General features: G+C 62.7%; 26 protein-coding genes. 17 read left to right on the forward strand and 9 right to left on the reverse strand.

The features are described 5' to 3' along the window. Nucleotides 1–42 precede the first annotated feature (42 nt). The 6 genes from pobA to C7I85_RS05660 all read left to right on the forward strand — a co-directional run bounded on the left by pobA (nt 43) and on the right by C7I85_RS05660 (nt 5,928). A complete protein-coding gene (gene pobA, locus C7I85_RS05635; RefSeq protein WP_106722952.1) occupies nt 43–1,212 on the forward strand; it encodes a 4-hydroxybenzoate 3-monooxygenase in 1,170 nt (389 codons plus the stop codon). 151 nt (nt 1,213–1,363) lie between these two features. Continuing rightward, nucleotides 1,364–2,536, forward strand: a complete 1,173-nt coding sequence (locus C7I85_RS05640) for an ABC transporter substrate-binding protein (RefSeq protein WP_106722953.1) — start codon at nt 1,364–1,366, stop codon at nt 2,534–2,536. A 66-nt stretch (nt 2,537–2,602) separates the two neighbouring features. After that, nucleotides 2,603–3,466, forward strand: a complete 864-nt coding sequence (locus tag C7I85_RS05645) for a branched-chain amino acid ABC transporter permease (protein ID WP_106722954.1) — start codon at nt 2,603–2,605, stop codon at nt 3,464–3,466. Then, nucleotides 3,466–4,467 (forward strand): branched-chain amino acid ABC transporter permease, encoded by a 1,002-nt coding sequence (locus tag C7I85_RS05650; protein ID WP_245444819.1) that lies wholly within the window; start codon nt 3,466–3,468, stop codon nt 4,465–4,467. Before C7I85_RS05645 ends, C7I85_RS05650 begins: the two co-directional genes overlap by 1 nt. Beyond that, the gene (locus C7I85_RS05655; RefSeq protein WP_106722955.1) at nt 4,467–5,231 is read left to right on the forward strand and encodes an ABC transporter ATP-binding protein; all 765 of its coding nucleotides are present in this window, start codon (nt 4,467–4,469) and stop codon (nt 5,229–5,231) included. Before C7I85_RS05650 ends, C7I85_RS05655 begins: the two co-directional genes overlap by 1 nt. Further along, nucleotides 5,212–5,928, forward strand: a complete 717-nt coding sequence (locus C7I85_RS05660) for an ABC transporter ATP-binding protein (RefSeq protein WP_106722956.1) — start codon at nt 5,212–5,214, stop codon at nt 5,926–5,928. The genes C7I85_RS05655 and C7I85_RS05660 overlap by 20 nt, the downstream gene beginning before the upstream one ends. A 447-nt stretch (nt 5,929–6,375) precedes the next feature. On the opposite strand, the gene C7I85_RS05665 is transcribed toward C7I85_RS05660, so the two are convergent. Genes C7I85_RS05665 through C7I85_RS05685 form a run of 5 tightly spaced genes read right to left on the reverse strand, consistent with a single transcriptional unit; the run spans nt 6,376 to nt 11,654 of the window. After that, nucleotides 6,376–7,359, reverse strand: a complete 984-nt coding sequence (locus tag C7I85_RS05665; RefSeq protein ID WP_106722957.1) for a carbohydrate kinase family protein — start codon at nt 7,357–7,359, stop codon at nt 6,376–6,378. Nucleotides 7,360–7,367: 8 nt separating this feature from the next. After that, nucleotides 7,368–8,570, reverse strand: a complete 1,203-nt coding sequence (locus tag C7I85_RS05670) for a trans-sulfuration enzyme family protein (protein ID WP_106722958.1) — start codon at nt 8,568–8,570, stop codon at nt 7,368–7,370. Nucleotides 8,571–8,592: 22 nt separating this feature from the next. Further along, nucleotides 8,593–9,429 carry a carbohydrate ABC transporter permease gene (locus C7I85_RS05675; protein ID WP_106722959.1) on the reverse strand — a complete coding sequence of 279 codons (837 nt, stop codon included), beginning with the start codon at nt 9,427–9,429 and terminating at the stop codon, nt 8,593–8,595. 2 nt (nt 9,430–9,431) lie between these two features. Beyond that, nucleotides 9,432–10,346, reverse strand: coding sequence for a carbohydrate ABC transporter permease (locus tag C7I85_RS05680; RefSeq protein ID WP_106722960.1), 915 nt, complete (start codon nt 10,344–10,346; stop codon nt 9,432–9,434). A gap of 57 nt (nt 10,347–10,403) precedes the next feature. Next, nucleotides 10,404–11,654 (reverse strand): ABC transporter substrate-binding protein, encoded by a 1,251-nt coding sequence (locus C7I85_RS05685; protein WP_106722961.1) that lies wholly within the window; start codon nt 11,652–11,654, stop codon nt 10,404–10,406. A 144-nt stretch (nt 11,655–11,798) separates the two neighbouring features. Here C7I85_RS05685 and C7I85_RS05690 point away from each other — a divergent pair, with 144 nt between their 5' ends. The 5 genes from C7I85_RS05690 (at nt 11,799) to C7I85_RS05710 (ending at nt 16,980) form a co-directional block, all read left to right on the forward strand. Next, on the forward strand, nt 11,799–12,668 hold the full coding sequence (locus C7I85_RS05690; protein ID WP_106722962.1) for a MurR/RpiR family transcriptional regulator: 870 nt from the start codon (nt 11,799–11,801) through the stop codon (nt 12,666–12,668). 274 nt (nt 12,669–12,942) lie between these two features. Then, nucleotides 12,943–13,770: a transporter substrate-binding domain-containing protein gene (locus C7I85_RS05695; RefSeq protein WP_106722963.1), complete on the forward strand. Its 828-nt coding sequence runs from the start codon at nt 12,943–12,945 to the stop codon at nt 13,768–13,770. 64 nt (nt 13,771–13,834) lie between these two features. Further along, the gene (locus C7I85_RS05700) at nt 13,835–15,115 is read left to right on the forward strand and encodes an NAD(P)/FAD-dependent oxidoreductase (RefSeq protein WP_106722964.1); all 1,281 of its coding nucleotides are present in this window, start codon (nt 13,835–13,837) and stop codon (nt 15,113–15,115) included. Between the two features lie 19 nt (nt 15,116–15,134). Beyond that, the gene (locus tag C7I85_RS05705) at nt 15,135–16,106 is read left to right on the forward strand and encodes an amino acid ABC transporter permease (protein WP_106722965.1); all 972 of its coding nucleotides are present in this window, start codon (nt 15,135–15,137) and stop codon (nt 16,104–16,106) included. Then, nucleotides 16,096–16,980, forward strand: coding sequence for a DMT family transporter (locus tag C7I85_RS05710; protein ID WP_106722966.1), 885 nt, complete (start codon nt 16,096–16,098; stop codon nt 16,978–16,980). The genes C7I85_RS05705 and C7I85_RS05710 overlap by 11 nt, the downstream gene beginning before the upstream one ends. A 40-nt stretch (nt 16,981–17,020) precedes the next feature. Here C7I85_RS05710 and C7I85_RS05715 read toward each other — a convergent pair whose 3' ends face one another. Both C7I85_RS05715 and C7I85_RS05720 read right to left on the reverse strand, forming a co-directional pair. Continuing rightward, complete coding sequence (locus tag C7I85_RS05715; protein ID WP_106722967.1) at nt 17,021–17,833, reverse strand: PfkB family carbohydrate kinase; 813 nt, start codon at nt 17,831–17,833, stop codon at nt 17,021–17,023. Nucleotides 17,834–17,916: 83 nt separating this feature from the next. Continuing rightward, nucleotides 17,917–18,930 carry an SIS domain-containing protein gene (locus C7I85_RS05720; RefSeq protein WP_106722968.1) on the reverse strand — a complete coding sequence of 338 codons (1,014 nt, stop codon included), beginning with the start codon at nt 18,928–18,930 and terminating at the stop codon, nt 17,917–17,919. A 214-nt stretch (nt 18,931–19,144) separates the two neighbouring features. Between C7I85_RS05720 and C7I85_RS05725 the strand changes: the two genes are divergently transcribed. After that, the gene (locus C7I85_RS05725) at nt 19,145–19,876 is read left to right on the forward strand and encodes a GntR family transcriptional regulator (protein WP_106722969.1); all 732 of its coding nucleotides are present in this window, start codon (nt 19,145–19,147) and stop codon (nt 19,874–19,876) included. A gap of 27 nt (nt 19,877–19,903) precedes the next feature. Here C7I85_RS05725 and C7I85_RS05730 read toward each other — a convergent pair whose 3' ends face one another. Next, nucleotides 19,904–20,674 (reverse strand): IclR family transcriptional regulator domain-containing protein, encoded by a 771-nt coding sequence (locus tag C7I85_RS05730; protein WP_106722970.1) that lies wholly within the window; start codon nt 20,672–20,674, stop codon nt 19,904–19,906. A 132-nt stretch (nt 20,675–20,806) separates the two neighbouring features. Here C7I85_RS05730 and C7I85_RS05735 point away from each other — a divergent pair, with 132 nt between their 5' ends. The 5 genes from C7I85_RS05735 (at nt 20,807) to C7I85_RS05755 (ending at nt 26,025) form a co-directional block, all read left to right on the forward strand. Next, nucleotides 20,807–21,664: a CoA transferase subunit A gene (locus tag C7I85_RS05735; RefSeq protein WP_106722971.1), complete on the forward strand. Its 858-nt coding sequence runs from the start codon at nt 20,807–20,809 to the stop codon at nt 21,662–21,664. After that, nucleotides 21,661–22,458 (forward strand): CoA-transferase subunit beta, encoded by a 798-nt coding sequence (locus C7I85_RS05740; protein WP_106722972.1) that lies wholly within the window; start codon nt 21,661–21,663, stop codon nt 22,456–22,458. The genes C7I85_RS05735 and C7I85_RS05740 overlap by 4 nt, the downstream gene beginning before the upstream one ends. Nucleotides 22,459–22,460: 2 nt before the next feature. Next, on the forward strand, nt 22,461–23,669 hold the full coding sequence (gene pcaF, locus C7I85_RS05745; protein ID WP_106722973.1) for a 3-oxoadipyl-CoA thiolase: 1,209 nt from the start codon (nt 22,461–22,463) through the stop codon (nt 23,667–23,669). Between the two features lie 177 nt (nt 23,670–23,846). Next, entirely contained in the window at nt 23,847–24,308 is a 462-nt protein-coding gene (locus tag C7I85_RS05750) for an Lrp/AsnC family transcriptional regulator (RefSeq protein WP_181257106.1), read from the forward strand. Between the two features lie 94 nt (nt 24,309–24,402). Beyond that, complete coding sequence (locus tag C7I85_RS05755; protein ID WP_210203021.1) at nt 24,403–26,025, forward strand: aminotransferase class V-fold PLP-dependent enzyme; 1,623 nt, start codon at nt 24,403–24,405, stop codon at nt 26,023–26,025. Between the two features lie 7 nt (nt 26,026–26,032). Here C7I85_RS05755 and C7I85_RS05760 read toward each other — a convergent pair whose 3' ends face one another. Continuing rightward, nucleotides 26,033–26,821: a helix-turn-helix domain-containing protein gene (locus C7I85_RS05760; protein ID WP_106722976.1), complete on the reverse strand. Its 789-nt coding sequence runs from the start codon at nt 26,819–26,821 to the stop codon at nt 26,033–26,035. Nucleotides 26,822–26,951: the final 130 nt, after the last annotated feature.

Below are 26,951 nucleotides of genomic sequence, written 5' to 3' on the forward strand. Positions count from 1 at the left end.
CGGGCGCGGCCGGCCTGATTGCAAACGACAAGAAGGAAAGAAATGCGCACGCAGGTTGTGATCATCGGTTCGGGTCCGTCCGGCCTTCTGCTCGGGCAACTTCTGGCCAATAGCGGCATCGACAACGTCATCCTGGAACGCGTGGACCGCAACTATGTACTGGGCCGCGTGCGCGCCGGCGTGCTGGAGCAGGGCATGGTGGACCTGCTCGACGAAGCCGGCGTTGGCGCGCGCATGCATGCCGAGGGCCTGCCGCATGAGGGCATTTCGCTCGCCTTCGACAACCGCCGGCACCGCATCGACCTTCACGGGCTAACCGGCAAGCGTGTCATGGTCTATGGCCAGACCGAAGTCACGCACGACCTGATGGACAAGCGTGAAGCGGCCGGCCTGACGACTGTCTACGAGGCCAAGAATGTCCAGCCGCACGATTTCGATACGGCTTCGCCTTTTGTCACCTATGAGAAGGATGGCGTCACCCATCGCATCGACTGCGACTTCATTGCCGGCTGCGACGGGTTCCACGGCGTCAGCCGCAAGTCGGTGCCGCAGGAGGCGATCCGCACCTATGAGCGCGCCTATCCCTTCGGCTGGCTGGGCATCCTCGCCGAGGTGCCGCCTGCGGATCATGAGCTGATCTATGCCAATCATCCGCGCGGCTTTGCGCTCTGCTCGATGCGGTCGGAACACCGCAGCCGCTACTATGTCCAGTGTTCGCTCGACGACAAGATCGAGGACTGGAGCGACGAGCGCTTCTGGGACGAATTGCGTCGCCGTCTGCCGAAAGAGGCAGCTGAGCGCGTCACGACCGGCCCGTCCTTCGAAAAGTCGATTGCGCCGCTGCGGTCCTTCGTCGCCGAGCCGATGCAGTTCGGCCGACTGTCGCTAGTGGGCGACGCCGCCCACATCGTGCCGCCCACTGGTGCAAAGGGCCTTAACCTTGCCGCCAGCGACGTGCGCTACCTCTATTCGGGCCTGCGTGAATACTATCTCGACAAGTCATCGGTCGGCCTGGACGCCTATTCGGGCAAGGCGCTGTCGCGGGTGTGGAAGGCGGTGCGCTTTTCCTGGTGGATGACGACCATGCTGCATCGCTTCCCCGACACCGACGCCTTCGGCCAGCGCATCCAGGAGGCTGAGCTGGACTATCTCGTCCACTCACAGGTCGCCTCGGCATCTCTTGCTGAAAATTACGTCGGTTTGCCCTATTAGGGGCAGACCACCCGCTGCACATATAGCCTCTTGATTATATGTTGCTTGTTTCTTTTCATTTTACATCACCGTTTTGAGCATGACACTTGCGGCCCAATGGATTGATGTAGCCCGGCGCAGCATCGAGCCGGGAGGGTATCGTGGAGGAAAAATGAAGAAGCTACTTCTGGGCGCGGTTGCCGCGCTGGCGCTTTGCGGTTCGGCCTATGCCGATACGATCAAGATCGGCGTCGTCGGACCCTTCTCGGGCCCGTTCGCCATCCAGGGCAAGAACTTCAAGGCCGGCATCGACGCCTATATGGCGCTGAACGGCAGCAAAATCGGCGACGACGACATCGAGATCGTCTATCGCGACGTGCCGCAGGCCGACCCGGCCCAGTCCAAGGCGCTGGCGCAGGAGTTGGTTGTCAAGGAAGGCGTGCAGTATCTGGCCGGCTTCTATTTCACGCCGGATGCGATGGCCGTCACCCCGCTGCTCAAGCAGGCCAACGTGCCGCTCGTGGTCATGAATGCCGCGACCTCAGCGATCGTAACCAAGAGCCCGCTGATCGTGCGCACTTCCTTCACCACCTGGCAGACCTCCGCGCCGATGGCCAAGGTCGCCAAGGAGCGTGGCGTCAAGAAGGTCATCACCGTGGTCAGCGACTACGGCCCGGGCGTCGACGCCGAGAATGCATTCAAGACCACTTTCACCGCCGAGGGCGGCGAGGTCGTGGATTCGATCCGCATGCCGCTGTCGACCAACGACTTCAGCCCGATCATGCAGCGCGTGAAGGATTCCGGAGCCGATGCGCTCTTCGCCTTCCTGCCGTCGGGCCCGACCACGCTCGGCTTCGTCAAGGCCTATAACGACAACGGCCTGAAGAGCGCCGGCGTGCAGTTCCTCGCGCCGGGCGATCTCACGCAGGAGTCCGACCTGCCGGCGCTCGGCGCATCGGCGGAAGGGCTGCTGACGACCTTCCACTATGCCGTCTCGCACGACTCGGCCGAAAACAAGAAGTTCGTCGAGGCTGCTCAGAAGGCCATCGGCACCCCTGCAGAACTGTCCTTCCCATCTGTCGGCGCCTATGACGGCATGCACGTCATCTACAAGATGATCGAGGCGACGGGCGGCAAGCAGGACGCGCAGAAGGCCGTGGACGCCGTGAAGGGCTTGGCCTGGGAAAGCCCGCGTGGCCCGGTGTCGATTGATCCGGAGAGCCGCCACATGACGCAGAACATCTATCTGCGCGAAGTGGCCAAGGCCGACGATGGCACCTACTACAACAAGGAAATCGTAACCTTCGAGAAGCAGGGCGATCCCGGCCTGGCTGCCGCGAAGTAAGCGAACTTATCAGAACCGACGCCCGGTGGCCGAAGGTGGCTTCCGGGCGCCTTGCCGGAAAGAGCGATGCAAACCGTTTTCAGCGTTGGGACCGATGCCCTTGCCTATGGCATGGTGCTGTTCGTCATCTCGATCGGACTGTCGGTAACCATGGGCCTGATGCGCGTGGTCAATCTTGCCCACGGCGCCTTTGCGATGATCGGCGGCTACATCGCCTCCTACGCGGCGCAGACACTCGGCTTCGGCTATGCAGCCGCGATCCTGATCGCGGTCGTCGGCACGATCATCATCGCCATTCCCGTCGAGCGCTTCCTCTACCGCCGCATCTATGGTGCGCCGGAACTGACGCAGGTGCTGATGACCATCGGCATCACCTTCTGCGTTATCGGCATCGCCAACTATGTGTTCGGCCCGACGCTGAAGACGATCCCGCTGCCCGATACGCTGCGGGGTCCGGTCGATCTCGGCTTCCGCTCCATTGCCGCGCATAAGCTGTTCGCCATCGCTTGCGGCGTGGTGGTTGCCGGCGGCCTATGGTTCCTGATCGAAAAGACCCCCTTCGGCGTGAAGCTGCGCGCATCCGTCGACAACGCCGCGATGGCCGCCTCGCTCGGCGTGCGCACCAAGATCGTCTATGCGGTCAGCTTCGCGGTCGCGGTCGGGCTTGCCGCTTTCGGCGGCATCGTCGGCGCCGAGCTGCTGCCGATCGAGCCCTATTACGCGCTGCGCTACATGGTGACCTTCCTCGTCGTCGTCTCGGTCGGCGGTGCGGGCTCCATTCCCGGCGCGCTGCTCGCCTGTCTCGTGCTCGGCGGCATTGACACGACCGGCCGCTATCTGTTGCCGGAATATGGCGAGTTCTTCTTCTACCTCGCGGTGATCGCAATCGTCTGCACCTTCCCGCGCGGACTTCTGGGCAGGAAGAAATAATGGCCGCTCTCGAAACCACTTCTCCGACGGCCAAGGCGACTTCTAGCCCCAACCGGCTGCTGCGCGATCTGGCGGGCCTAGCCGTCATCCTGATCGTTGCGGCGATCGGCTTTCTGCTGTTCCCCAACAACCTCGCGCTGCTGACGCGCATCACTGCGATTGCGCTGCTGGTTCTGTCGCTCGATCTCGTCACAGGCTATTGCGGCATCGCCACGCTCGGCCATGCCGCGCTGTTCGGGGCAGGGGCCTATGCAGCCGGCATTGCCGCCGCGCATTTCGACATCAACGACCCGATCGCCATGGTTGCCATCGGCGCCCTCGGCGGCGCGGTGGCGGGGCTGGTTTCCGGCGCGGTGATCCTGCGCGGCCATGGCCTGGCGCAACTCGTGCTTTCCATCGCCGTCGTGCACCTCTTCCACGAGATCGCCAACAAGGCGTCGGAGTGGACCGGCGGCAGTGACGGTCTTTCCGGCATTTCGCCCGATCCGGTGTTCGGCGTGTTCGAGTTCGACCTCTGGGGCCACACCGCCTATGGCTTCGGCATCGCGCTGCTGGTCATCGTCTTCATGCTGCTGCGCATTCTGGTGCGCTCGCCCTTCGGCATGCTGTGCCGGGGCATCAAGGAAGACCCGATCCGCGTCAGCGCCATGGGCGCTTCGGTACAGGGCACGCTGCTGCGCATGTACGTGATTTCCGGCGCTGTGGCCGGCATCGGCGGCGCGCTCAATGCCATCTCCACCCAGGTCGTCGGCCTCGACAGTCTGAGCTTCACCACCTCGGCGGAGTCGCTAGTGATGCTGGTGCTCGGCGGCACAGGCTCGCTCTTTGGCGCGCTGATTGGCACCGTCAGCTTCATGGTGTTCAAGGACTTCGTCTCGGCGGTCAATCCGTTCCACTGGCTCACCATCGTCGGCGCGCTGCTGATCGCCGTGGTGCTGTTTGCGCCGAAAGGACTCTATGGCACGGCGGCTCAGCTTCTGAACCGTTCCCGGAGGCAGTGATGAGCGCGGTCTTCCAGGTCCAGAACCTCAAAAAATCCTTCGGCGGCCTTGCCGTTACGCAAGATGTGTCGATCTCGATGGCGCCCGGCGACCGGGTGGCGCTGATCGGCTCCAACGGCGCCGGCAAGACCACCTTCGTCAACCTCGTGACCGGGCACCTGCAGCCGGATTCCGGCAAGGTGACGCTCGGCGGCGGGGACGTGACTTCGCTGGGGCCCACCAAGCGCGTGCAGCAGGGGCTGGTGCGCTCGTTCCAGGTGACGCGGCTGTTCGCCGACATGACGCCGCAAGAGCATGTGGCGCTGGCCGTGCTGCAGCGCACCGGACGCGCGCGCCGCATCCTCGGCAACTTCCACGCTATGCCCGACGTGATGGCCGAGGTGGGCGAACTCTTGCACACGCTCGGCATCGACCATATCGCCACCCGCAAGGTTAGCGAGATCGCCTATGGCCAGCAGCGCCTGCTGGAGATCGCGCTGGCGCTCGCGCTGAAGCCGAAGGTGCTGCTGCTCGACGAGCCCGCCGCCGGCGTGCCGCAGAGCGACACCCCGCGCATCGAGGCGGCCCTTGCCGGCCTGCCTGCCGACCTTGCCGTGCTGATGATCGAGCACGACATGGATCTCGTTTTCCGCTTCGCCAAGCGCGTCGTCGTGCTTGCCGCCGGCGCCATCATCTTCGACGGCTCACCGCAGGATGTGACCAAGGACGCCCGCGTGCGCGAAGCCTATCTCGGAAACTACGCCAATGACCGCAGCGCCGCTTGAAGTCACCGATCTCAGCGCCGGCTACGGCCCGACGCGCGTTCTGGAGGGCGTCAGCTTCTCCGTTGCCGCCGGCTCCCGCCTAGCCGTTCTGGGCCGCAACGGCATGGGCAAGACCACGCTGTTCGCCACTATCGCGGGCCAGACCAAGCGCTATGGCGGCACGATCCGCCTCGGCGACAAAGAGCTCGGCAATATGGAAAGCGCGTCGCGCGCACGCTCCGGCCTCGGCTATGTGCCGCAGGCACGCTGCATCTTCCCCTCGCTGACGGTCGAGGAAAACCTGTTCGTGGGCCTGAAGGACCGAGACCGCTCGGCGATCGAGGAAGCCTACGACATGTTCCCGCGGCTCAAGGAGCGCCGGAAAAATCTCGGCTCGCAGCTTTCGGGCGGCGAGCAGCAGATGCTCTCGACCGCCCGCACCATTCTGGGCAAGCCGACCGTGCTGTTGCTTGATGAGCCGCTGGAAGGCTTGGCGCCGGTCATCTGCGAGGAACTGATGGCAGCGTTCTCCAAGCTTGCCGCCGCGGGCGATATGACGATCCTGCTGGTCGAGCAGCGCATTCAGAGCGCGCTCGACTTCGCCGACCACGCGATCATTCTTGAGCGCGGCCGTGTCGCGTGGTCGGGCGCGCCGGCCGATCTTTCCGGACAGCAGGACGTGGTGGAAAAACTGCTGGGCGTCGGCGGGCTGCACTAACAGTAGCCCTCAATAGGCTTTCAGCGGCAGATCACTCGGCTAGCCTTGCTTCTCATCGGATCCGGCGAGGATTCGATTGAGAGGTTGAAGGGTCTTCCGCTGAAGATCGCCTGAATAAATCCTATTCAGGATGGCACAGGCGGTTTCCGAGCGAGACAACGGTCGGTTGACCAGCAGCTGGCCTCCCAGCGACGCGGGCTTCTTGCGGATATTATCCCAAACCTTCCAGGTCCCGTCGGACTCCTGGACACATTCAAATCGAGGGGCGGTATCCGTCAAGTTGGACCTCGCTAAGCCATCCCTCCCGATGTTGCGATTGTTAAGCGAGGCCGAATAAAGCAATTCCGGCTACGTGTCATGTCGTAAACCGACCAATCACGTAAAAGTGGCCGAAAGTACAAAGCGGCTCCGGCGCTGCTCACCCGCTTCAAACAGCAGCTTCGACTGCTAGCGACGAATCTGGGGTTGGATTTCCGCCAGAAGAGACGGGTCGATCCCGGCCTTGGAAATTCCATCGAGAAGCGCATCGCGACTGACGGCGCTCGCGCTCGGCCCCAAGTTGGAGGCAGCAATTGCCCCAGCCACATTTGCCAAGGCACCGGTGGCGGGTACCGAAAGGCCAGCGAGCGATCCGAATATGTAGCCGGCGGCGAAGGCATCGCCCGCGCCGGTCGTATCGATGACGTCGACCTTGACGGCCGGCGAATGTATCTCTTGCCCTTTGCGATAGAGGACCGAGCCTTCAGCGCCACGCTTGATCACCACGTTCGTCGCCCCGGCTTCGATGAGGCCGTGGGCGGCGGCATCAAGCGTTGCTTGTTGACCTTGGCTGCCAAGCAGTTTGGCGTCTAGCTCGCCGAGGAACAGCGTGTCGATCTCTGGCAAAAGGCCCGTGACCGCCGGTCCGATCGCGCCGGCGATGCCTGAGGGGATGTCCAGTGTGATGGGGATGTTTGCGGTGCGTGCCAGATCGACGGCGCGCAGTGCGGCATTGCTCTGAGGGGCCTTGAGCAGAGCATAGCCCGAAAGGTGGAGTAGGGCGGTTTCCGCTAATGCCGCCGGTTTGACGTCATCGGCGCCAAGTTTCACGTTGGCGCCGCGATAGGAGAACATGGTGCGTTCGCCGCTGGCCCCGACCACCACGATGTTGAGTTGGGTCGGCTCCTCGGCGTCGCGGCTGATCCAGCGGGTGTCGATCCCCGCCGCTGCCATCTCGACCGTGCACCAGTCGCCCCAGGCGTCGGCGCCGGTCCTGCCTATGAAGCGGACCGGCTGGCCGAGCCTGGCCAGGATAAGCGCGGTATTGGTGGCCGAGCCACCGATACCGTGCATCTGCCGCTCGGCGATGCCTTCACCGCCTTCCGGCGGATAGGCTGCGACCTGCAAAGTCAGGTCAACGTTGATGTCGCCGAGGATTGCGACTGCGGGCAAGAGTGCTCCTAGACATCGATATGCATCTGGTCGAGTGCCTGTTCTACATCAGCGATGATGTCGTCAATATGTTCGATGCCGACCGAGAAGCGGACCAGGCCGTCGACGATGCCCATGGCGTGACGTTCCTGCGAGGGGATGTCGAGGAATGCCATCGTGCCGGGCACCTGCGTTGTCGTGCGTAGGCCACCCAGGCTGGCCGCGAAGCAGCAAAGCTGGAGACGCTTCAGCAGACGAACTCCGTGTTCCTCGCTCTCCACCTGGAAGGACAGCATCGCGCCGAAATTGCGCAGCTGCTCCTTGGCCGACTCATGGTTCGGGTGCGAGGGCAGGCCGGGATAGAAGACGCGCTTCACCTTCTCGTGGCCTTCGAGATAGCGGGCAAGGGCCGCAGCGTTGGAGCACTGCTTCTCCACCCGCAGCGCCAGCGTCTGCGCGCCGCGCAGCAGCAGCCAGGCGTTGAAAGGCGACAGCGGCGCGCCGAGCTTGTTCAACGTGTTCCACCGCACATCTTCCAGCCAGTCCTTGGGCAGGATGTCGGACTTCTGCGTGATGACGCCGCCGACCGCGTCGTTGTGGCCACCTATGAACTTCGTGGCGCTTTCCACCACAACGTCGACGCCAAAGGAGTGGGGCAGGCAGACCGCGGGGCTGGCAAAGGTGTTGTCGCAGATCACCACGATGCCGCGGCTATGCGCCAGTTCGACCAGCTTGCGCATAGGCGGCACCTTCATGGTCGGATTGGCAAGCGCCTCGAAGTACAGCACTTTGGTCTTGTCGGTGAAGGCGCGCTCCACCTGTACGGGGTCGCTGGTGTCGACGAAGGTCACGGTGATGCCGAAATCGCCGATCCGGTGGTCGAAGAATTCGTGGGTGCTTGAATAGGTGGTGAGGTCGGTGACGATGTGGTCGCCGGCTTTCAGTATTCCGAACAGGGCGTGCGAGATCGCGGCCATGCCCGATGCGGTGGCAAGGCAGGCATCGGCGCCGGTCAACTGAGCGATGTGCTCCTCGAACTTGTATTCCGTCGGATTGCCGCAACGGCTGTAGATATTCACTTCCTTGCGCGCGCCGGCGACGATCTGGTCGTAGATGTCGCCGCCATACTGGAAGTTGGCCGACATGTAGATCGGGTAGCTGACCGACTGCGACTCCGGTTCGGGTTCATAGAATACGGCGCGGCTGGCGAAATCGAGCTTTTTGGACGACATGCGGATACTCCTTGAGGGGGGCTTATTCCTTGACCGCGCCGCCGGTCAGGGCGGTGGTGATCTGGCGTTCGAAGAAAACGAAAAGGACGAGCGGCGCGATGGCGGCCAGGAAGATTGCAGCCAGCATCACCGGGTAGTTGGTGATGTGCTCGCCCACGAAATCTGCCAGGCCGACGGGAAGCGTCTTCTTGGCCGGCGAGTTGATGAAGACGAGCGGGAACAGGAAGTCGTTCCACACCCAGATCATGTTGACGATGGCGGCGGTGAACATGGCAGGCCGCGCAATGGGCACGGCGATACGCCAGAAAATGGCGAACTCGCTGCAGCCGTCTATGCGCGCCGCTTCAATGATGTCGCGGGGCAGCGTCACGAAAAAAGCGCGCATGATGAAGAGGGTAACCGGCACGTTGAAGGCGGCCGTCGGCAGAACCACGCCAAGATGCGTGTCGAGCAGGTTCATCGCACGCAGCATCACCACCAACGGCACGAGCGCAACATAGGCGGGGATGGCCATGGCGATCATAAGGCCGATCTCGATACCGGCCAGCCAGCGCGGCCGATAGACGGCGAGCGCATAGCCGCCGGCTGTGGCAACGACGACGGCCAACACCGTAGAGCCGAGCATCACGATCAGCGAGTTGAGCGAATAGGTGCCGAGCGCGCCGGTGTTCCATGCCTGGACGAAGGCGTCGAGGCTCGGCGTCGCCGGCAGCGACCAGACCGAGCGCATGAATTCCTTGTTGGTCTTCAGCGTGCTGTAGGCCATCCACACGAAGGGGAAGATCACCACCAGAACGTGAACCGAGAGGAACGCGAGCACCCCGATGCGAGTGATGCTCCAACGCGAATTGAGATGCATGCTCAATCGCCTCTGCCCGCTTTGCTGCTGCGCAGCCCGCGAAAGACGATCCAGGCGCCGATCGCCGTCAGGAACATCTGGGCGAAGCCTATGGTCGCCGCATAGCCCATCTCGAAAGCGTTGAAGCCGATCTTGTAGAGGTAGGTCGAGACGACCTCGCTGGCATGGTTCGGTCCGCCATTGGTGAGCACGAAGACGAGCGAGAACGTCTTCAGCGAGCCGATGATGCAGAGCATCACATTGGCGCGCACCGAGTCCCACACCATCGGTATGGTCATAGAAAACAGGGAACGAAAATGTCCGGCGCCATCAAGCGCCGCGGCTTCATAGATGCTGTCGGGAACATTGCGCACGGCGGCAACGAACAGAAGCACATAAAGGCCGAGATAGGTGAAGCTCATCACCGCAACGACCGCCGCGAATGCCGTTGATGATTGACCGAGCCAGCCGGTCGCCAAGCTCTGCAGGCCCACGGCCTTCAGTGCTGCGTTGAGCAAGCCGAAATAGGGATTGTAGATGAAACGCCAGAGCAGACCGATGCAGATCTCGCTGACGATAACCGGCACCAGATAGAGAAAGAGGAAGAGGCGGCCGATCCTACCAACGATGCGCACGAGGCAATAAGCAATGACCAGCGCCAGCAGCACCTGCAGGACGATGGCCGAAGCGGCCACGGCAAGATTGCGAGCGAGCGCTGCCCAGAAGAAGCCGTCGCCGGCAAGCCGCAGGAAATTGTCCAGTCCGACGAAGACCGGTGTGGCGGTGCCGTTCCACTCGTAAAAAGAAAGGACGGAGGAATAGACGACCGGGTAGGCGACGAACCCCACAACGAGGACCAGCGTCGGCAGCAGGAACAGCAGCGCGTAGCGGCTGTCGCGTCTCACCGCCGAACTGGCGGCCGCTGCTCCAGATGCCATGGGGGTCTTCTCCGTACTTGGTCGCGTCACTTGGAGCGGCGCGACCTTGTCGACCTGTTATTTCGCCTTCAGCGCTTCTTCCAGGCGCTTGGCAGCATCGGCCGGCGCGACCGACCCATCGAGCACGCCCTGCAGCGAAGTGTAGTAGGTGTCGGTGCCCTTCGGCGGCATGGCGGTGTCGTAGAACGGATCGAGATTGGCCGCCTTGCCCATCAGGTCGTTGCTGATGCCGTAGAGCACGGGGCCTGCGGCCGCTTCAGTCGTGGCGCCCTTGACGGTGACCATCGTCTTACGCAGCTCGACATATTTGGTCATCACTGCGGGCGAGGTCAGGAAGCGCAACAGCGTAACCGCATCTTCCTTGTTGGTGGTCTTTTCGGCGATGCCGAAGGCTGCAGCCACACCGCCAAGGATGTCGCTCTGGTCGCCCTTGCCTTCGGCAACGGTCGGGAATGGGAAGAAGCCGAGTTCGAAGTCGTCCGAAGCATCGGCCGAGGCGCCGATCTGCCAGGTGCCATTCAGCATCATCGCGGCCTGGCCATTCAGGAAGAGCATGTTGGCTTCCTGGTCGCTCATGCCGTTGAAACCGACCGGGAAGTAGCCCTTCGCCGAAAGGTCGGCGATGCGCTTGAACGCCTCGGTGCCTTCCGAGCCGAGCGTGGCGTCAGCGTTTCCGGCGACGAAGCCGGAGACGATGCCCGAGCCTTTCAGACGCATTTCGAGATACTGGAACCAGAACGTCGCCGGCCAGGAATCCTTGTTGCCGAGAGCGAAGGGCACGAGGCCGTCAGCCTTGATTTTCTCGCACAACTCGAGCAGCTGGTCATAGGTTGCGGGAGCCGTCCAGCCCTTCTCGGCGAACAGCTTCTTGTTGTACCAGAAGACGGAAGAGTCGATGTCGATCGGCACAGCGTAGGTGTGGCCACCCATCGTAGTCTGAGCGAGAGCGCTCGACAGGAAGCTTTCGCCCCAGCCGTCCTTGGCCAGTGCATCATCCAGCGAATACATCTGGTTGCCGGCCACGAAGGCGCCAAGGAAGCCGCCCGGCAGCGTGTAGAAGACGTCCGGCGGATTGCCGGAAGCCATGGCCGTGTTCAGCTTGGTCTTGTACGAAGACTGCTCGGCAGCGACCACGTTGAGCTTGATATCGGGATGCGCCTTGCCGAATTCCTCGAGCGCATAGTTGATGAAGTCGACCTTGTCCTGTTGTCCGGAATAGGCGTGCCAGAAGGTCAGCTCGCCGGCCAGCGCGGAAAAACTCATCGACACGGAAGCGGCGATGCCAAGCGCAACTGCACGCAGACGCATGATTTAACTCCTCCCTACGGTTTCGCGCACCTTGCGCGAGGGCATGCAGTGGTGCCACATTCTCGATATAGTGTCTACAGTGGCACCACTTATCACCAGAATGTACGCACCGGTGATCTGGGAGGGTTTCCGAATGAGGCGGGCATGATCGATCATCCCAATATCTCTGGCGGCGGGGGCAATGCTGCGAGCCGGCTGCGCAGCGCGCTGCCGGCGCTTTCGGACTCGGAACGCCGCGTCGCATCCTGGATTCTGGACAACATCGACCTGGCCATTCGCCAGTCCATGTCCGCGATCGCCCAGACCATCGAGGTCAGCGACACCACGGTTCTGCGCATGTGCCGTACGGCCGGCTTTGAAGGTTTTACCGATCTCAAGCTGGCGCTGGTAAGGGATTCGGGCGAACGGCCCGCCAGGGCGCTTGACCAGGCGACGGAGGTCGAAGGCGACTTTGGCTGGGCCAATCGTGTCTTCACCGCCAATATTCAGGCGATCAGCGATACGCTGACGATGCTCGACCAGCCGACTTTCACTCGTGCGCTCGACCTTATTACGGGTGCTCGCCACATCCTTATCGGCGGCATAGGCGGATCCGGTATCGTTGCGCAGGCGTTCTATCAGCGCTGTTTCCGGCTGGGCCTGCATTGCGATGCGCCAGTGGATTCGCAGTTGCAGCTCATGCACGCTTCGCTGCTGGGGCCCAAGGACATTGTGGTTACCATTTCCTATTCCGGCATTACCAACGACCCCGTGCTTCTGCTTCAGGAAGCCAAAGCGCGCGGCGCATCGACGTTGTGCATCACCGGCAACCAAAGGTCTCCATTGGCGCGTCTCGCCGACCTGGTCCTGGTCAGTGTTTCGTATGAGTTGCGCAGCGAGCCCATGGCGGCACAGATCGCCCAGCTGACGCTTGTCGACGCCCTTTACGCCGCATTGGTCGCTCGGGCCCCGGATGCCGCCCAGATGAATGAGGAGCGCATGGTCAACGCCATCCTCCCGAAGTCGATCCGATGAGCATCATGCAGCCGGTTGTCGCGCAGGCGCGGTTCCTTCACCGGATTCACGGATATTCGGCTTCTTCCTGGTCACGGACAAAACCATGCAGTTGCAAACGGCCTGCATTCGAAAGCGGCAACTGTCATTACGAATTTGCATGGCTTGATCCAATCGTTTCATCGTTCCGCCGTGGTAGGCCCTTGACTCCGGAGGAAACGATCTGACAGGTTATGTTGTCAGACATCTTACATAGACTGGGGATCGTTCTGACGGGAGTGAACGGGAGGACTACGTGAAAAAGCTCATCGCACGACTGGCCATTGGTGCTGCATTTGTCGCCTTCGCGGTCTCTGCCCATGCCGGGCAGACGCTCGACCGCGTCATGGGAAAGAAGGCGATGGTTGTCGCCACCAACAGCGGCTGGCCGCCGCAGAGCTATCTCGATGACAACAACGAGATGGTCGGTTTCGACATCGACGTTTCGCGCGAGATCGCCAAGCGCCTCGGCGTCGAGGTGAGCTTCGAGACGCCCGAATGGGCGACGCTGACCGGCGGCCACTGGCAGGGGCGCTATGACCTTGGCGTCGGTTCGGTGACGCCGACCAAAGCCCGCGCGCAAGTAATCGATTTCGTGGGCATCTACTATTACAGCCCTTACGTCTACGCCGTGCACAAGGACAGCACCGCCAAGTCGGTCGCCGACCTCAACGGCAAGGTCATCGGCGTTGAAACGGCAACCACGTCGGAAGATTTCATTAATCGCCGGCTTGAGATCGACGCGCCGGGCCTGCCCCCGATCGAATACAAGCTGGAGCCCGGTGAGGTCCGTACCTATGCCGACTCGATGCTTCCTTTCGATGACCTGCGACTCGGTGATGGCGTTCGCATCAATGCGGTGATCGCGCCTGAGCAGACGGCTCTCAACGCAATGAAGAACGGTTACCCGGTCCGCGTGCTTGAAGGCGAATATGCGTTCCGCGAGCCGCTCGTCGTGATCGCCGAGAAGGCAGATCCGGAGTGGACGGCCAAGGTCGGCGGCATCATCGCGGAGATGAAGAAGGACGGCACGCTCGGCCAGCTCACCACCAAGTGGTACGGCAAGGACTACAGCGCAGACTGAGTCGACCGGCACGGGCCGAATGCGCGCCCGTGCCTTTCCTTTTCTTGAAAGACCCAGGCGCGCGATGACCTACCCAGATACCTATTACAAGCGGACCATGTCCGATCCGAAGAAGCGTCCGTCGCTCGCCGGCACGGAAGAATGCGATACCCTGATCGTCGGTGGCGGCCTTGCCGGACTGACGACGGCGCTGCAGCTCGCAAGAGCGGGGCAGTCCGTGGTGGTTCTCGAAGCTGAGCGCGTCGGGTTCGGCGCCTCGGGCCGCAATGGCGGGTTCGTCGGCCCCGGCTATGCCACCGGCACTGACCAGATCGCCCGGATCGCCGGACAAGACGCAGCCAGGCGTCTGCACCTGATGTCGATCGAGGGCGTGGATTTCGTTCGCCAGACCATTCAGGCGCTTGCGATCGACGACGCGAAGCCGAAGGCGGGGCTGATGAGCGTGCTGCGCTACGAGGACGGCGCCAGCCTCAAGGCATATGTCGAGCAAACCCGCCAGCGCTATGGCTACGAGCTCGAATTCATGGATCGCGACCGGGTACGCGGCGTGCTGAAGTCGGACCGCTACTTCCAGGCGGTGCGCGACGGCCAATCGTTCCACATGCATCCCCTCAACTATCTGCGCGGCGTCGCGCGCGAAATCGAGCGCCTCGGCGGCCGCATCTTTGAAGGATCGCCGGCCAAAACCATCGATCTGACCGGTGCTCAAAAGCGTGTCATGACACTGAACGGGGAAGTTCGGGCGCGCAACGTCGTCTTCACCACCGGCGGCTACACGGATTCACTGCACGGAAAGCTGAAGCGCTCCTTCCTGCCGATCGCGACCTATGTGATGGTCAGCGAAAAAGCGCCGGAACTCATCGCCTCCGCGATCCAGACCACGGACGCCATCGGCGACAACCGCCGAGCCGGCGACTATTACCGCGTCGTCGATGACGGCAAGCGCCTGCTTTGGGGCGGGCGTATCACCACCCGCGCCGCCTCGACGGAAACCCTCGTTCGCGAGCTGCGGGCCGAGATGGTGGGAACCTATCCGCAACTGGCCGGCCTCAAGACGGAGCTCGCCTGGTCGGGCCTTATGTCCTATGCCCGTCATCTCATGCCCCAGATCGGGCGCATGAGCCCCGGCGTCTGGTATTGCACGGCCTTTGGCGGGCACGGGCTCAACACCACGGCAATCGGCGGCAAGGTCGTCGCCGAAGGCATCCTTGGAGAGTCGGATCGCTACAAGCTGTTCGAGCCCTTCGGCCTCGTCTGGGCCGGCGGTCTGGCCGGCCTCGCTGTTGCGCAGCTCACCTATTGGAAACTCCAGGCTCAGGACTGGTGGCGCGAGCGCGCTGCCTGAAAAGCGAAAGATCGACATCATGCTCGGCCGATTGATACTCAGCTATCCGGAAGCATCGCGGCGCGCCGCGGGCCTGGTGATTCTCGCCCTGGTGACGCTTGCGCTCTACCAGCTTGGCATCAGTTCAGCCTGGATCGGGCGGGTATTGCCCTCGGCCGAGACCTGGCTGAGCGAAAACCCCGCTATTAGCCGGTTCGTCTCCGCGCTGTTGATTGCGCTCATCGTGGCTGCCAACTGGAAGGCATTGCACCAGCTTTCGCGTACCCAGCAAATCGTCGCGGTCTGGGCGGAGCTCTTCGCTCTCCTGATGCTGTTTTTCTATTCCTTTGATCTGTCTTTCGCGTTCATCGCCAAGAAGATCAGCTTCCTGATCACGCAGGGCGTGGTCACGACGCTCTACATTTCCGCGATCTCGATCGCGATTGCGACGGCAATCGCGCTCGTAGGCGCCATCGGCAAACTGTCGAACAATGGCGTGATCTACGGGCTGGCAACCTTCTACACGTCGCTGTTTCGCGGCCTGCCGCTGCTCATGCAGATCTACATCATCTATCTCGGGCTGCCGCAGGTGGGCTATGTTATCGGCGCCGTTCCGGCTGGTATTCTCGCGCTTTCGCTTTGCTACGGCGCCTACATGACCGAGATATTCCGGGCCGGCATCGAGAGCATCCCGCGCGGCCAGTCGGAGGGCGCGGCCGCACTCGGCCTCAACCCTTCCCAGACCATGGCCCTGGTGATCCTGCCGCAGGCGATGCGAGTCATCATCCCGCCGACGGGCAACCAGTTCATCGCCATGCTGAAGGACTCGTCGCTGGTGTCGGTCGTCGGCGTCTGGGAAATCATGTACCTCGCCCGCACGCAGGGTCAGACGGAATTCCGGCACATCGAGATGCTGATCACGGCCTCCATGATCTACTGGATTCTGTCGATCTGCCTGGAATACGGCCAGTCGCTCATCGAAGAACGCTTCGGCCGCTCCAATGTCCGCTGAAACGTCTTCGGCAGATGTCGACGGCGTGGTCGCGCCGTCGAACAATCGTGCCGTACTGCTCGTGCTTTCCGCCTTTGCCGTCTTCTCATGCACTGATGTAATCGTGAAGATACTTGCGGAAGGCATGCCGGCGCCGCAAGTGACATTCCTCATCACCGCCGCGGGGCTGCTTCTTCTGCTCGGTCACGCATTTTCCACCGGGCGAGGGTCACGCCTCATTCCCCGCCATCCAGGGGTGGCGCTGCTGCGTGCGCTGCTGCTTGCCGGCGACACCTTGCTGATCCACTACGCCTTTGCCGTCTTGCCGCTTGCGGAGGCATACCTGCTTGCCTTCCTGACGCCGATCCTGGTTGCGGTGCTCGGCTTTGTCTTGCTGGGCGAGCGGCTTTCAGCAATTGGCTGGGCGGGCGTGCTGATCGGTTTCGCCGGTGTTGCTGTCGCCCTCAAGCCGGGCGTCGCCCCGCTTAATATGGGTCATGCGGCGGCTGTCGGATCGGCTGTCTTCTTCGCGCTTTCGCTCGTCCTGCTGCGCCGGACCAATACGGCCGAGACAGATGAGGCGCTTGTCTCGAGCATGCTGGTCGTGCTGGCACCGGTAGCGCTTGGCGTGGCGGCGGCCAGCGGCGGGTTTGCGCCAGTCAGCCCCGGTGATCTGGCACTCGCGCTTGCCGGCGGGGCCATGATGCTGGACGGCCACGCGCTGCTCGTCCGCGCCTTCCGCATCGGCGAAGCCTCGGTGGTCGCACCATTCCAGTACAGCCAGATCATCTGGGGCTGCCTGTTCGGGCTGCTCTTCTTCTCGACTCCCGTCGAGCTTCACACGCTGGCCGGCGCGGCGATCATCATCCTGTCCGGTTGGCTCGTGCTCAAATGATCCTGCGGCTGTCCGGCCGCGTCAGCGCTCAGGCGCCGCTTCAGAGCGGTTGCGGCTTTTGCGGGAACCCGCCGACATGGGTGCAGGTCTGCGCCGCGTGATCCCGGCCGGCTTCCAGACATTCCTGTAGCGATGCGCCAGCAACATGTTGAGCCAGGAAGCCGGCGATGAAACTGTCGCCGGCTCCGGTCGTATCAACCACGTCGACGGCGCGGATGCCGGTCGAAGCGCGCACAATCCCATCGCTTGCCGCCGAGCCCCTTGAACCGCGCGTCACCACGGCGATCCGGGCGCCTTGTGCAAGCATGCGCTGGAGCATTTCCTCGCCGACCTGCTCTTCGTCGCCCGCCGAGCCGAATGCGATCGCAAGCCCATCGATGCCGAGGTTTTTCGGATCGGCGTTCACGGAAATGTCCTGCGAGAGGCTGACGCCGGCTGCTGCAAGCGTGCGGCGCAGTGCGCCGCCGTCATCCATCCAGCCGATATGCACGTGGTCCATCGTCTTGAGGACCTCAATGTCGGCCGCGTCAGGCCGATAACCGGCGCACACGCCAAAGTCCTCGAAGGCCATGATGCGCTCGCCCGAGGGCAAGACCTCGATATCGGTATAGGCCGTCACGCCGTCGCGCTCTTGAAGGTGGACGAGCCGGACGCCGTTTTCCGACAACAAGCGACGCGTTCTCAATCCATCCGCATCGCGCCCGACGGCGCCGAAGTAGTAGGACACGTGGCCAAGGCGGGCGAGTTGCACGGCAACGTTCACGGCATTGCCGCCGACGAAGGACTGCGAGACGGGCGGCTGATAGCGATCGATACAATTGTCGCCGACAGCGGCGAAGCGGAAGGTCTTCATCAAAACCTCTTGGAGGACGGCAAAGCCGCGAACGCGGAAAGGCGCATTCGCGGCTTATAGGCCTGGCCGAAATCCCTTCCGGGTCAATAGGCGACGCGCTTGTAGTACCGGCGCATCGTCAGCGGATGGTTGCGCATGACTTCCAGATGGGCGCTGATACGCTCCAGAACCGTGGCCAGCACGATGGGCGAGACCAGCGCGCGCACTTCCGGCGACAGGCCGGGGAGGGCGAACTCCGCCGTGTCGAGCACCGCAAGCTTCTCTGTGTAATTGGGCACGAAGTTTTGCACCCGCTCGGCGAGCGGCCGCAACTCGTCCTCGCCCTTGAACAGGATGACGCTGACGCCCTTTTCGACCAGTTCGAGCGTGCCATGGAAGAAGTCGGAAGCATGCACCGGGCGGGTGCGGATCCACTGCATCTCCTCGAGAATGCACATGCCGTAGTAAAAGGCCTCCGGCCAGACGTTACCGGCGCCGGTGACGATGTGGTAGTCCGAGGCGGCGAGGATGGTTGCAAATGCCTCGGCCTTCGGCTCATAGGCGCGCTTCACCTCAAGCAGCAGTTCCGGCAGCTTCGAAAGCTCGGCAATCACCTGCTCGTAATTTTCGATCTCGCCGCGGCAATTCATGATCGCCAGCGCAATGAAAAGCGACTGCAGATAGAAGGACTCGCAGGAAGTATCGTCCTCGGCGAAGTTCACGAAGACATGGTCGCCACCCTTGCCGAGCGGCGTTTCCTCATTGCCGACGAGTGTGATGATCTTGGCGCCGATCTCCTTCAGCTTGCCGAGAAGCGCGACGCTCTCCTTGGTCGTGCCCGAAAGCGAGGGCATCACGACGATCGACTTTTCTGTCAGGTGAGCCGATCCCGTGATGACGAGTTCGGCCGGCATGTCGATGAAGGCAGGGAAGCGTGAACGGCGCTGCAAGAGTTGCGAGGCAGGCTGCATGAGGATCGCCGCACCACCCGTGCCCAGGAAGAAGATATTCTCCGCTCCGGCGGTAAGGCAGGAGGTGATGGCCGCTTCCAAGTGCTTCTGGAGGGCAACGGCACCCGACTGGATGCGCAGGAATCTTTGTTCGTCGAAGTTCAGCATGGTTCGGCTCTCGATAGTCCCGATGAAAACGCAAAGTAGTTTTGTAAGTTGTAAGACAACTGACATCGTCGCCAGCGGCTGTCAAGCCGACGGTTCTGGTTTCTGGTGGGCTTTGCGACAGGGAAAGGCCGCGGCGCGAGATGTTACAGGCTTGACCTTCATGGATTTGTCAGACAAGAACAGGGTTGCGCTAACAATCTTACGAGGCAAGCCCGTGGATGAGCCCCTTCGCGATTCACGCACGCTGGCTATCCAGCTTCGCGATCGGATCGCAGATCTCATTCGTTCCGAAGGACTGAAGCCGGGCGACAAGCTGCCGACCGAGGCACAGCTGACGCAGCGCTTCAAGATTTCCCGCCCCGCCTTGCGTGAAGCCCTGAAACTGCTCGAGCAGGACGACATCATTTATGTCGAGCACGGCCGCGGCCGCTTTGTCTCGGCGCTGTCAGCCGTTCAGGTCGACAGGCCGATCACGGCCTTCGAGAGCGTCACCGACATGGCGCGCCACTACGGATACACGACGGTCAACAAGGTGCTGTCGATTTCGGAGGAAAAGCCGGACAAGCGCGTCGCCGAATGTCTACAGCTTTCACCCTCAGACCGCGTCATTCGCATCGAGCGCATAAGGCTGCACGACGACGAGCCGATCCTCTATTGCATCGACTACGTGCCCCGGAGCATCATTCCGACCCGGCTCTACGATATCGACTGGAGTGGATCGTTGCTCGGGCTTCTTGAGCAATACGGAAACAGGCCGCGCATGTCGGCCGCCACCGTATCCTCAGTAATGCTGCCCGACGACGTTATCGAGCGGCACGATCTGAGGGATTTTGGCCCGGCGCTGCGGATCACCGAGACCTGCTTCAATGCGGCCGGCGTACCGGTGAACTATGCCATCGACTATCACCGTGGCAGCCATTTTTCCTTCAGCTTGACTCGCAAGTAGGCTCTGAGCTGACTGAGGCGGCAGCAGCTACTGCACGAAGAAGTCTTCGATCTTCGCTGCTGTCTGCTTCAAGAGAGGCAGGAAATCTCGCTCCATTTCGGCAACGGAATGGCGCGCGGACTGGGTCGAGACGTTGATCGAGGCGACGACGGCTCCGGAGTGGTCGCGCAGCGGCACGGCAATTGAGCGCAGGCCAATTTCCAGCTCTTCGTCGACCACCGCGTAGCCGTCGCGACGCGCTTTCGCGACGGCCTCCGCAATCCGTTTCGGGCCCGTAAGAGTCCTTTCGGTCTTCGGCGCGAGCGTGATGCGGGCGAGGAAAGTGTCGACATCGTCGGGCTTTAGTCCCGACAGCAGCACACGCCCCATAGCCGTGCAATAAGCCGGCAGATGCGAGCCAACATGCAGCTCCAGGCTGACGATGCGCGGACCGGCGGCGCGGGCTACATAGACGACATCCTCGCCCGACAGAATCGTGGCCGAGCAGGATTCCTGCAGTGCGGCGGCGGTCTGGCGCATGAACGGCTCGGCGAAGGCCCAGAGCGAGGTGCCCTGCAGCCAGGTGCGGGCGACCGACAGTAGGCGCGGCGAAAGCGCAAACAGCCGACCGGTCTGCGTGGCATAGCCGGTGGCGACGAGCGTCAGCAGGAAGCGCCGCGCGCCGGCGCGCGTCAGCCCAGCCTTTTCGGCGGTTTCCGTGAGCGTCAGCCCGGTCGGATGGGCGGCAAGGATTTCCATGACGCCAAGCCCGCGCTCCAGCGAATTCACATGGTCTCGCGCGGTGGCTTCATCGCGCATGGGGAATGCCTCCGCGAGCGCAGCTACGGGCTGCGCCGAAGATTGACTCTCGAGCAATATTCATGCACAAAGTATCGCATACAAAACAAATGTTCGCAATGCGAACTTTTGACCAAACGACAAGAGAGCGCAATGGCCAAATTCCTGCCCCTGTCGCAAGCGGTTGCCGACAATCTCAAGGATGGCGATGCCGTCGCCTTCGAGGGCTTCACCCATCTCATTCCAACGGCGGCGGTGCATGAAGCGATCCGCCAGGATTTCAAGGATCTCACCCTGATCCGCATGACCCCTGACCTGGTCTACGACCAGATGATCGGCATGGGCATGGTGAAGAAGCTTATCTTCTCCTATGCCGGCAATCCGGGCGTGGGCCTGCTGCGCCGCCTGCGCGACGCGGTGGAGAACAACTGGCCGCGTGCGATCGAGCTCGAGGAGCACAGCCACGCTGCCATGGCCAATGCCTATGAGGCCGGCGCGGCCGGGCTGCCCTGCGCTATCTTCCGCGGCTATCGCGGCGCCGAACTCGCCAAGGTCAATCCGAACATCAAGTCGATCGAGTGCCCCTTCACTGGCGAGAAGCTGGCCGCCGTGCCGGCCGTACGCCCGGACGTGACCTTCATCCATGCCCAGAAGGCCAACAAGAAGGGCGACGTGCTGATCGAGGGCATCATCGGCATCCAGAAGGAAGCCGTGCTGGCCGCCAAGCGCGCCGTCGTCACGGTCGAGGAAGTGGTGGACGATTTTGACGACGTGCACCCGAACCTGACGGTGTTGCCGCATTGGACCGTCACCGCCATTTCCGTGGTGCCTGGGGGCGCGCATCCTTCCTACACGCACGGCTACTACATCCGCGACAACGCATCCTATCTCGAATGGGACAAGATCGCCGCCGAGCGCGATCAGTTCCTGGCCTGGATGCAGAAGAACGTTATGGAATCGAAGCCGGAAGATTTCGCCGGTCGCGTCGAGAATCTGAGGGACGCCAAATGAGCAACGAACTGGGCTTCACCCCGAACGAGATGATGACGATTGCCGCCTCGCGCGCGCTGAAGGGCGACGACGTGTGCTTCGTCGGCATCGGCGCCCCGTCGGCCGCCTGCAACGTGGCGCGGCTGACGCATGCGCCCGACATCACGCTGATCTATGAGAGCGGCACCATCGGCACCGCGCCCGACGTGCTGCCGCTATCGATCGGCGACGGCGAATTGTGCGACACGGCCGTGACGACCGTTTCGGTGCCGGAAATGTTCCGCTACTGGCTGCAGGGCGGCCGCATCTCGATCGGCTTCCTGGGGGCCGCGCAGATCGACAGGTTCGGCAACATCAACACCACCGTCATCGGCGACTACGCCCATCCGAAAACCCGACTGCCGGGCGGCGGCGGCGCTCCGGAGATCGCGACCTCGTCCAAGGAAATCTACATCACCATGGCGCAGTCCAAGCGCGGCATGGTCGAGAAGATCGATTTTTACACCTCCTTCGGCCACGGCGACGGCGGCGACCACCGAAAGCGGCTGGGCATCGACACGGCCGGTCCGACACTGCTGATTACCGACCTTGCCATCTGGAAGCCGGACCCGGTAACCAAGGAGTTCACGGTGGTTTCGCTGCATCCGGGCGGGACGCGCGAAAAGGTGCAGGAAACCTGCGGCTGGACGGTGAAATTTGCCGAGGAAGTTGCTACGACGCCAGCGCCAACCGAACTGGAACTCAAAACGCTGCGCGACCTGCAGGCCCGCACCAAGGCGGCGCATGAGGGAACCGCAAAAGGGAAAGCGGCTTGAACATGGCTGACGCCTATATCTGTGACTACATCCGCACGCCTATCGGCCGTTTCGGCGGCTCGCTCTCCTCGGTGCGTGCCGACGACCTCGGCGCAATCCCGCTGAAGGCGCTGGTCGAGCGCAATGCCTCCGTCGACTGGGCTGCCGTCGACGACGTGATCTATGGCTGCGCCAACCAGGCGGGCGAGGACAACCGCAACGTCGCGCGCATGGCGCTGCTCTTGGCTGGCCTGCCGGTCGAAGTACCCGGCACGACGATGAACCGCCTGTGTGGCTCTGGCATGGATGCCGTCATCACCGCGGCGCGCGCCATCAAGGCCGGCGAGGCCGAGCTGATGATCGCCGGCGGCGTGGAATCGATGAGCCGCGCGCCCTTCGTCATGCCCAAGGCGGACACCGCCTTCTCGCGCAATGCCGAGATCTACGACACCACCATTGGCTGGCGCTTCATCAATCCGCTGATGAAGAAGCAGTATGGCGTCGATTCCATGCCAGAGACCGGCGAGAACGTGGCCGAGGATTTTTCCATCAGTCGCGCTGATCAGGATGCCTTTGCCGCGCGCAGTCAAGCCAAGGCCGTGGCCGCCCAGGAAAGCGGCCGCCTTGGTCGTGAGATCACGCCGGTGACGATCCCGCAGCGCAAGGGTGACCCCCTCGCGGTGGCGAAGGACGAGCATCCGCGCGCCGGCACGACCGTCGAGACGCTGGCCAAGCTGCCGACACCCTTCAAGAAGGAAGGCGGCACGGTGACGGCAGGCAACGCCTCGGGCGTCAATGATGGTGCTGCCGCACTCATCGTCGCCTCGGAAGCCGCGATCAGGAAATACGGCCTGACGCCGATCGCGCGCGTGATCGGCGGCGCGACCGCAGGTGTGGCCCCGCGCATCATGGGCATGGGCCCGGCACCGGCAACCAAGAAGCTGTGCGCCCGCCTTGGCATCAAGCCGTCGGACTTCGACGTCATCGAGCTCAACGAAGCATTCGCCTCCCAAGGCATCGCCGTACTTCGCGACCTCGGCATTCCCGAGGGCGCGGAGCACGTGAACCCGAATGGCGGCGCGATCGCGCTGGGCCACCCGCTCGGCATGTCGGGCGCGCGCATTTCGGGCACGGCAGCGCTGGAGCTCAAGGAACGCGGCGGCAAGCTTGCACTTGCCACCATGTGCATTGGCGTCGGCCAGGGTATCGCGATCGCGCTCGAGCGCGTCTAAGCCGAATCATAGACCGTACTTTTGGGAGCCCGGCGTCGCTGACGCCGGGCTTTTTCTTTGCGCGGCGGGTGCGATGGCCCGCGCGAATTAGACGGGTCATTTCCGTTTCGGACGAAATCGGAAGGGTGTAGAAATGTTCATCCTCAAGATTCCTGGAAATGGAGATGCGTCTTGCAAATTGATGACTTCGATAAAAAGATTCTTTCCGAAATTCAAAAGGATGCTAGCCTATCTGTATCAGCCATCGCCGAGCGCGTCAGCCTTTCGCCGACGCCATGCTGGCGGCGGCTGCAGCGGCTGGAGCGCGAAGGGTTCATCGACGGGCGGGTAACGCTCTTGAACCAGGAGCGCGTCGGGCTCGAACTGACGGTCTTCGTGATGATCCGCACCAACCAGCACAACAGGGGCTGGCTGGATCGTTTCAGCGCGGCCGTCGGCAAGTTCCCGGAGATCGTGGAGGTGAACCGGCTGGCAGGCGAATACGACTACCTGCTCAAGGTCATCACCAGGAACAACGCCGCTTACGACGCATTCTACAAGAACTTCATCGACGAGATCGAGCTGAGCGATGTCACGTCCTGCTTCTCCATGGAACAGATCAAATATTCAACCGAGCTGCCCCTCGGTGTCGTCGCCTGACGGGCTAGAGCATGATCCCGAAAAGTTGCAGACTTTTCGGACAAGATCATGCTCTGAAAATAAATCTCTAATCGAGAAGATCAGGCAAGGCGTGGTGGGCGAGGGGATGCCGATCGAGGGGCCGTTCGGCTCCCGTCCGCTAGTCTATGCCGATTACGTAGCCTCGGGCCGGGCGCTGGATTTTGTCGAGGAGGCGGTGCGTGAGAAAGTGCTGCCCTTCTACGGCAATACCCACACCGAGACTTCCTTCACCGGCCGCGAGACGACGCGGCTGCGCGAAATGGCGCGCGCGGCGGCCAAGCGCGCGGCGGGGGCGGGCGAGCGGCATGCGGCGATCTTCACCGGCTCGGGCGCGACGGGCGCCATCGACAAGCTGATCCGCGCCATGGGGCTCTATGCGCCGGCGCATTTGCGCGAGAAGGCCGACGCCGAGCGGCCGGTCGTATTCGTGGGACCCTACGAACACCACTCCAACGACCTGCAATGGCGTGAGGCGCTGGTCGATGTCGAGCGCGTGCCGCTCGACGAGGAGGGGCAGATCTGCCTCGACACGCTGGAGCGCCTGCTGGTTAAGCACGAAGGCCGCGCGAAAAAGATCGGGGCGTTTTCGGCCGCCTCCAACGTCACTGGCATCAAGACCGACGTGCGCAGGCTGGCAGCACTCCTGCACCGGCACGGCGCACTGTTCTTCTGCGACTATGCCGCCGGCGCGCCCTATATGCCGATCGACATGGCCGAAAGCGCGCCGGGCAGGGGCGACCATATCGACGCTATATTCCTGTCGCCGCACAAGTTCATCGGGGGGCCGGGGGCTTCGGGCCTGCTGGTTGCCGACCGCGCGCTGCTGTGCGGCAAGGTGCCGTCTGTCGCCGGCGGCGGCACGGTCGCTTACGTCACCGCCGACCATCACGTCTTCGTTGCGGATGCTGAGCGGCGCGAGGAAGCGGGCACGCCCAACATCGTCGCCGACATTCGCACCGGCATCGCGCTGGAGCTGAAATCGAGCGTGGGCGCGGAAGAGATCGAGCGGCGCGAAGGTGCCGTCGTGGCCAAGGTGATGCAGGCTTTGCTCACCGAACCCGGCATCGAGGTCTTGGGTTCGCCCACCGCCGCACGCGTCGGCATCTTCGCCTTCAACATCCATGCCGGCGGCAAGACGCTGCACCACGGTTTCGTCACCGCGCTGCTCAACGACCTGTTCGGCATCCAGGCCCGCAGCGGCTGCTCCTGCGCCGGGCCGTATGCGCACGACCTGCTGGCCATCCCGGCGGACCAAGCGGCGCGGCACGAAGCACTTGTGGCCGGCGGCCAAAGCCTGCTGCGGCCCGGCTGGGTGCGGCTCGGCTTCAACTACTTCTTCAGCGAGGAGACGGTTGACTACATCGTTTCGGCAGTGCGCTTCATCGCGCGCCGCGGCGCCGACTTTTTGCCGCTCTACAAAGTCGATGCGCGGGCTGGCGTATGGCGCATGGCCGATGCACCGGCGCCCCGGCCGACATCACTTACCGAACTGGCCGACATCTGGAATGATCCAGAGTCTTCACCGGAGCCCCGCGCTGCCACGCCGGACTTCGCGACCTGTTTGCAGCTGGCCGAGGAACTAGCTGACGCGGCCGCTGCCCGGAAGACGGATTCCCATGGCGCTTTGAGCCGGGAAGCGGAAGAGCTTCGCTGGTTCTGGATGCCGGGCGAAAGCGTGCAGGCCCCCGCCCGATAGACGGCGCCTATTTCTCCGGCACGATGCCGACGCGCGCCGAACTGTCGCCGATGAAGCTTCGAACCAGCGGCGGTATCTTCGACGAATCGATAGGCAGGGCGCCGCATTCGGCAACACCCTTGCGGGTGTCGGCGGCAGTGCCCAGGTGCCGCCAGATCATGGGCGAGGCATAGGGCAGGTTGGCCTGCCGCCATGACAGGCCGAAGGTCATGCCCTTCAGGTAGAGCTTTTGGTGCACCGTGGCCGGCAGCAGGATCGTTTCGGAAACGAGATGCTGCAGCGTGCTCTTTTCCACGATGAAGATCCTGTCGCGCAGATAGGACACCAGTCCCTGATATTTGCCCAGCTGGCTGATCTCGCGGCCCTTGTCGCGAATCCGCTCCACCGTCTTCACATAGACCAAGCCCTCATGCTCGTAGACCGAGCAGAAGGCGCGGATGATCATGCCCGGCCAGGACGGCGAGGTGTGATAGGTCTGGTAGTAGCCCAGATAAGGGCGCAGTGCCGCGACGTCGCCGGGGAAGGCGCTCTGTACGAGGTCCGAGATCGCGTTGCCGGGATTGCGTATCTCCCTAAAGCGCTCGCGAAACCCTTTCTCAGGCCGTTCGAAGTCCGCCGGCATCAACCCGAAATAGGTTGCGATGCGCGACAGATTGTAGGCCGAAGGCCGGCTTTCTCCGGTGACGTAACGATTGAATTGCTGCCTGTTGATGCCGAGTTCGCGGCAGATGAGTGATATCGAAGGCTTGGTGCTGCACGCCCAGCGGAGGTTTTCTGCCAGGTGCCCGTCGTCCATTCGTCACTCCGATTGCCGTTTCCCAACTAGCGCAAACTCGCTGCAGGTCGCTGCATATAGCGCAGTTGCATGACGCAAGGCCAGTCATAGAGTGCGCACCTCAAGTTTGGCGGACGAAGGCAAGGGGCGA

The organism is Pseudaminobacter soli (ex Li et al. 2025), assembly GCF_003012705.1.
Lineage (GTDB): Bacteria > Pseudomonadota > Alphaproteobacteria > Rhizobiales > Rhizobiaceae > Pseudaminobacter > Pseudaminobacter soli.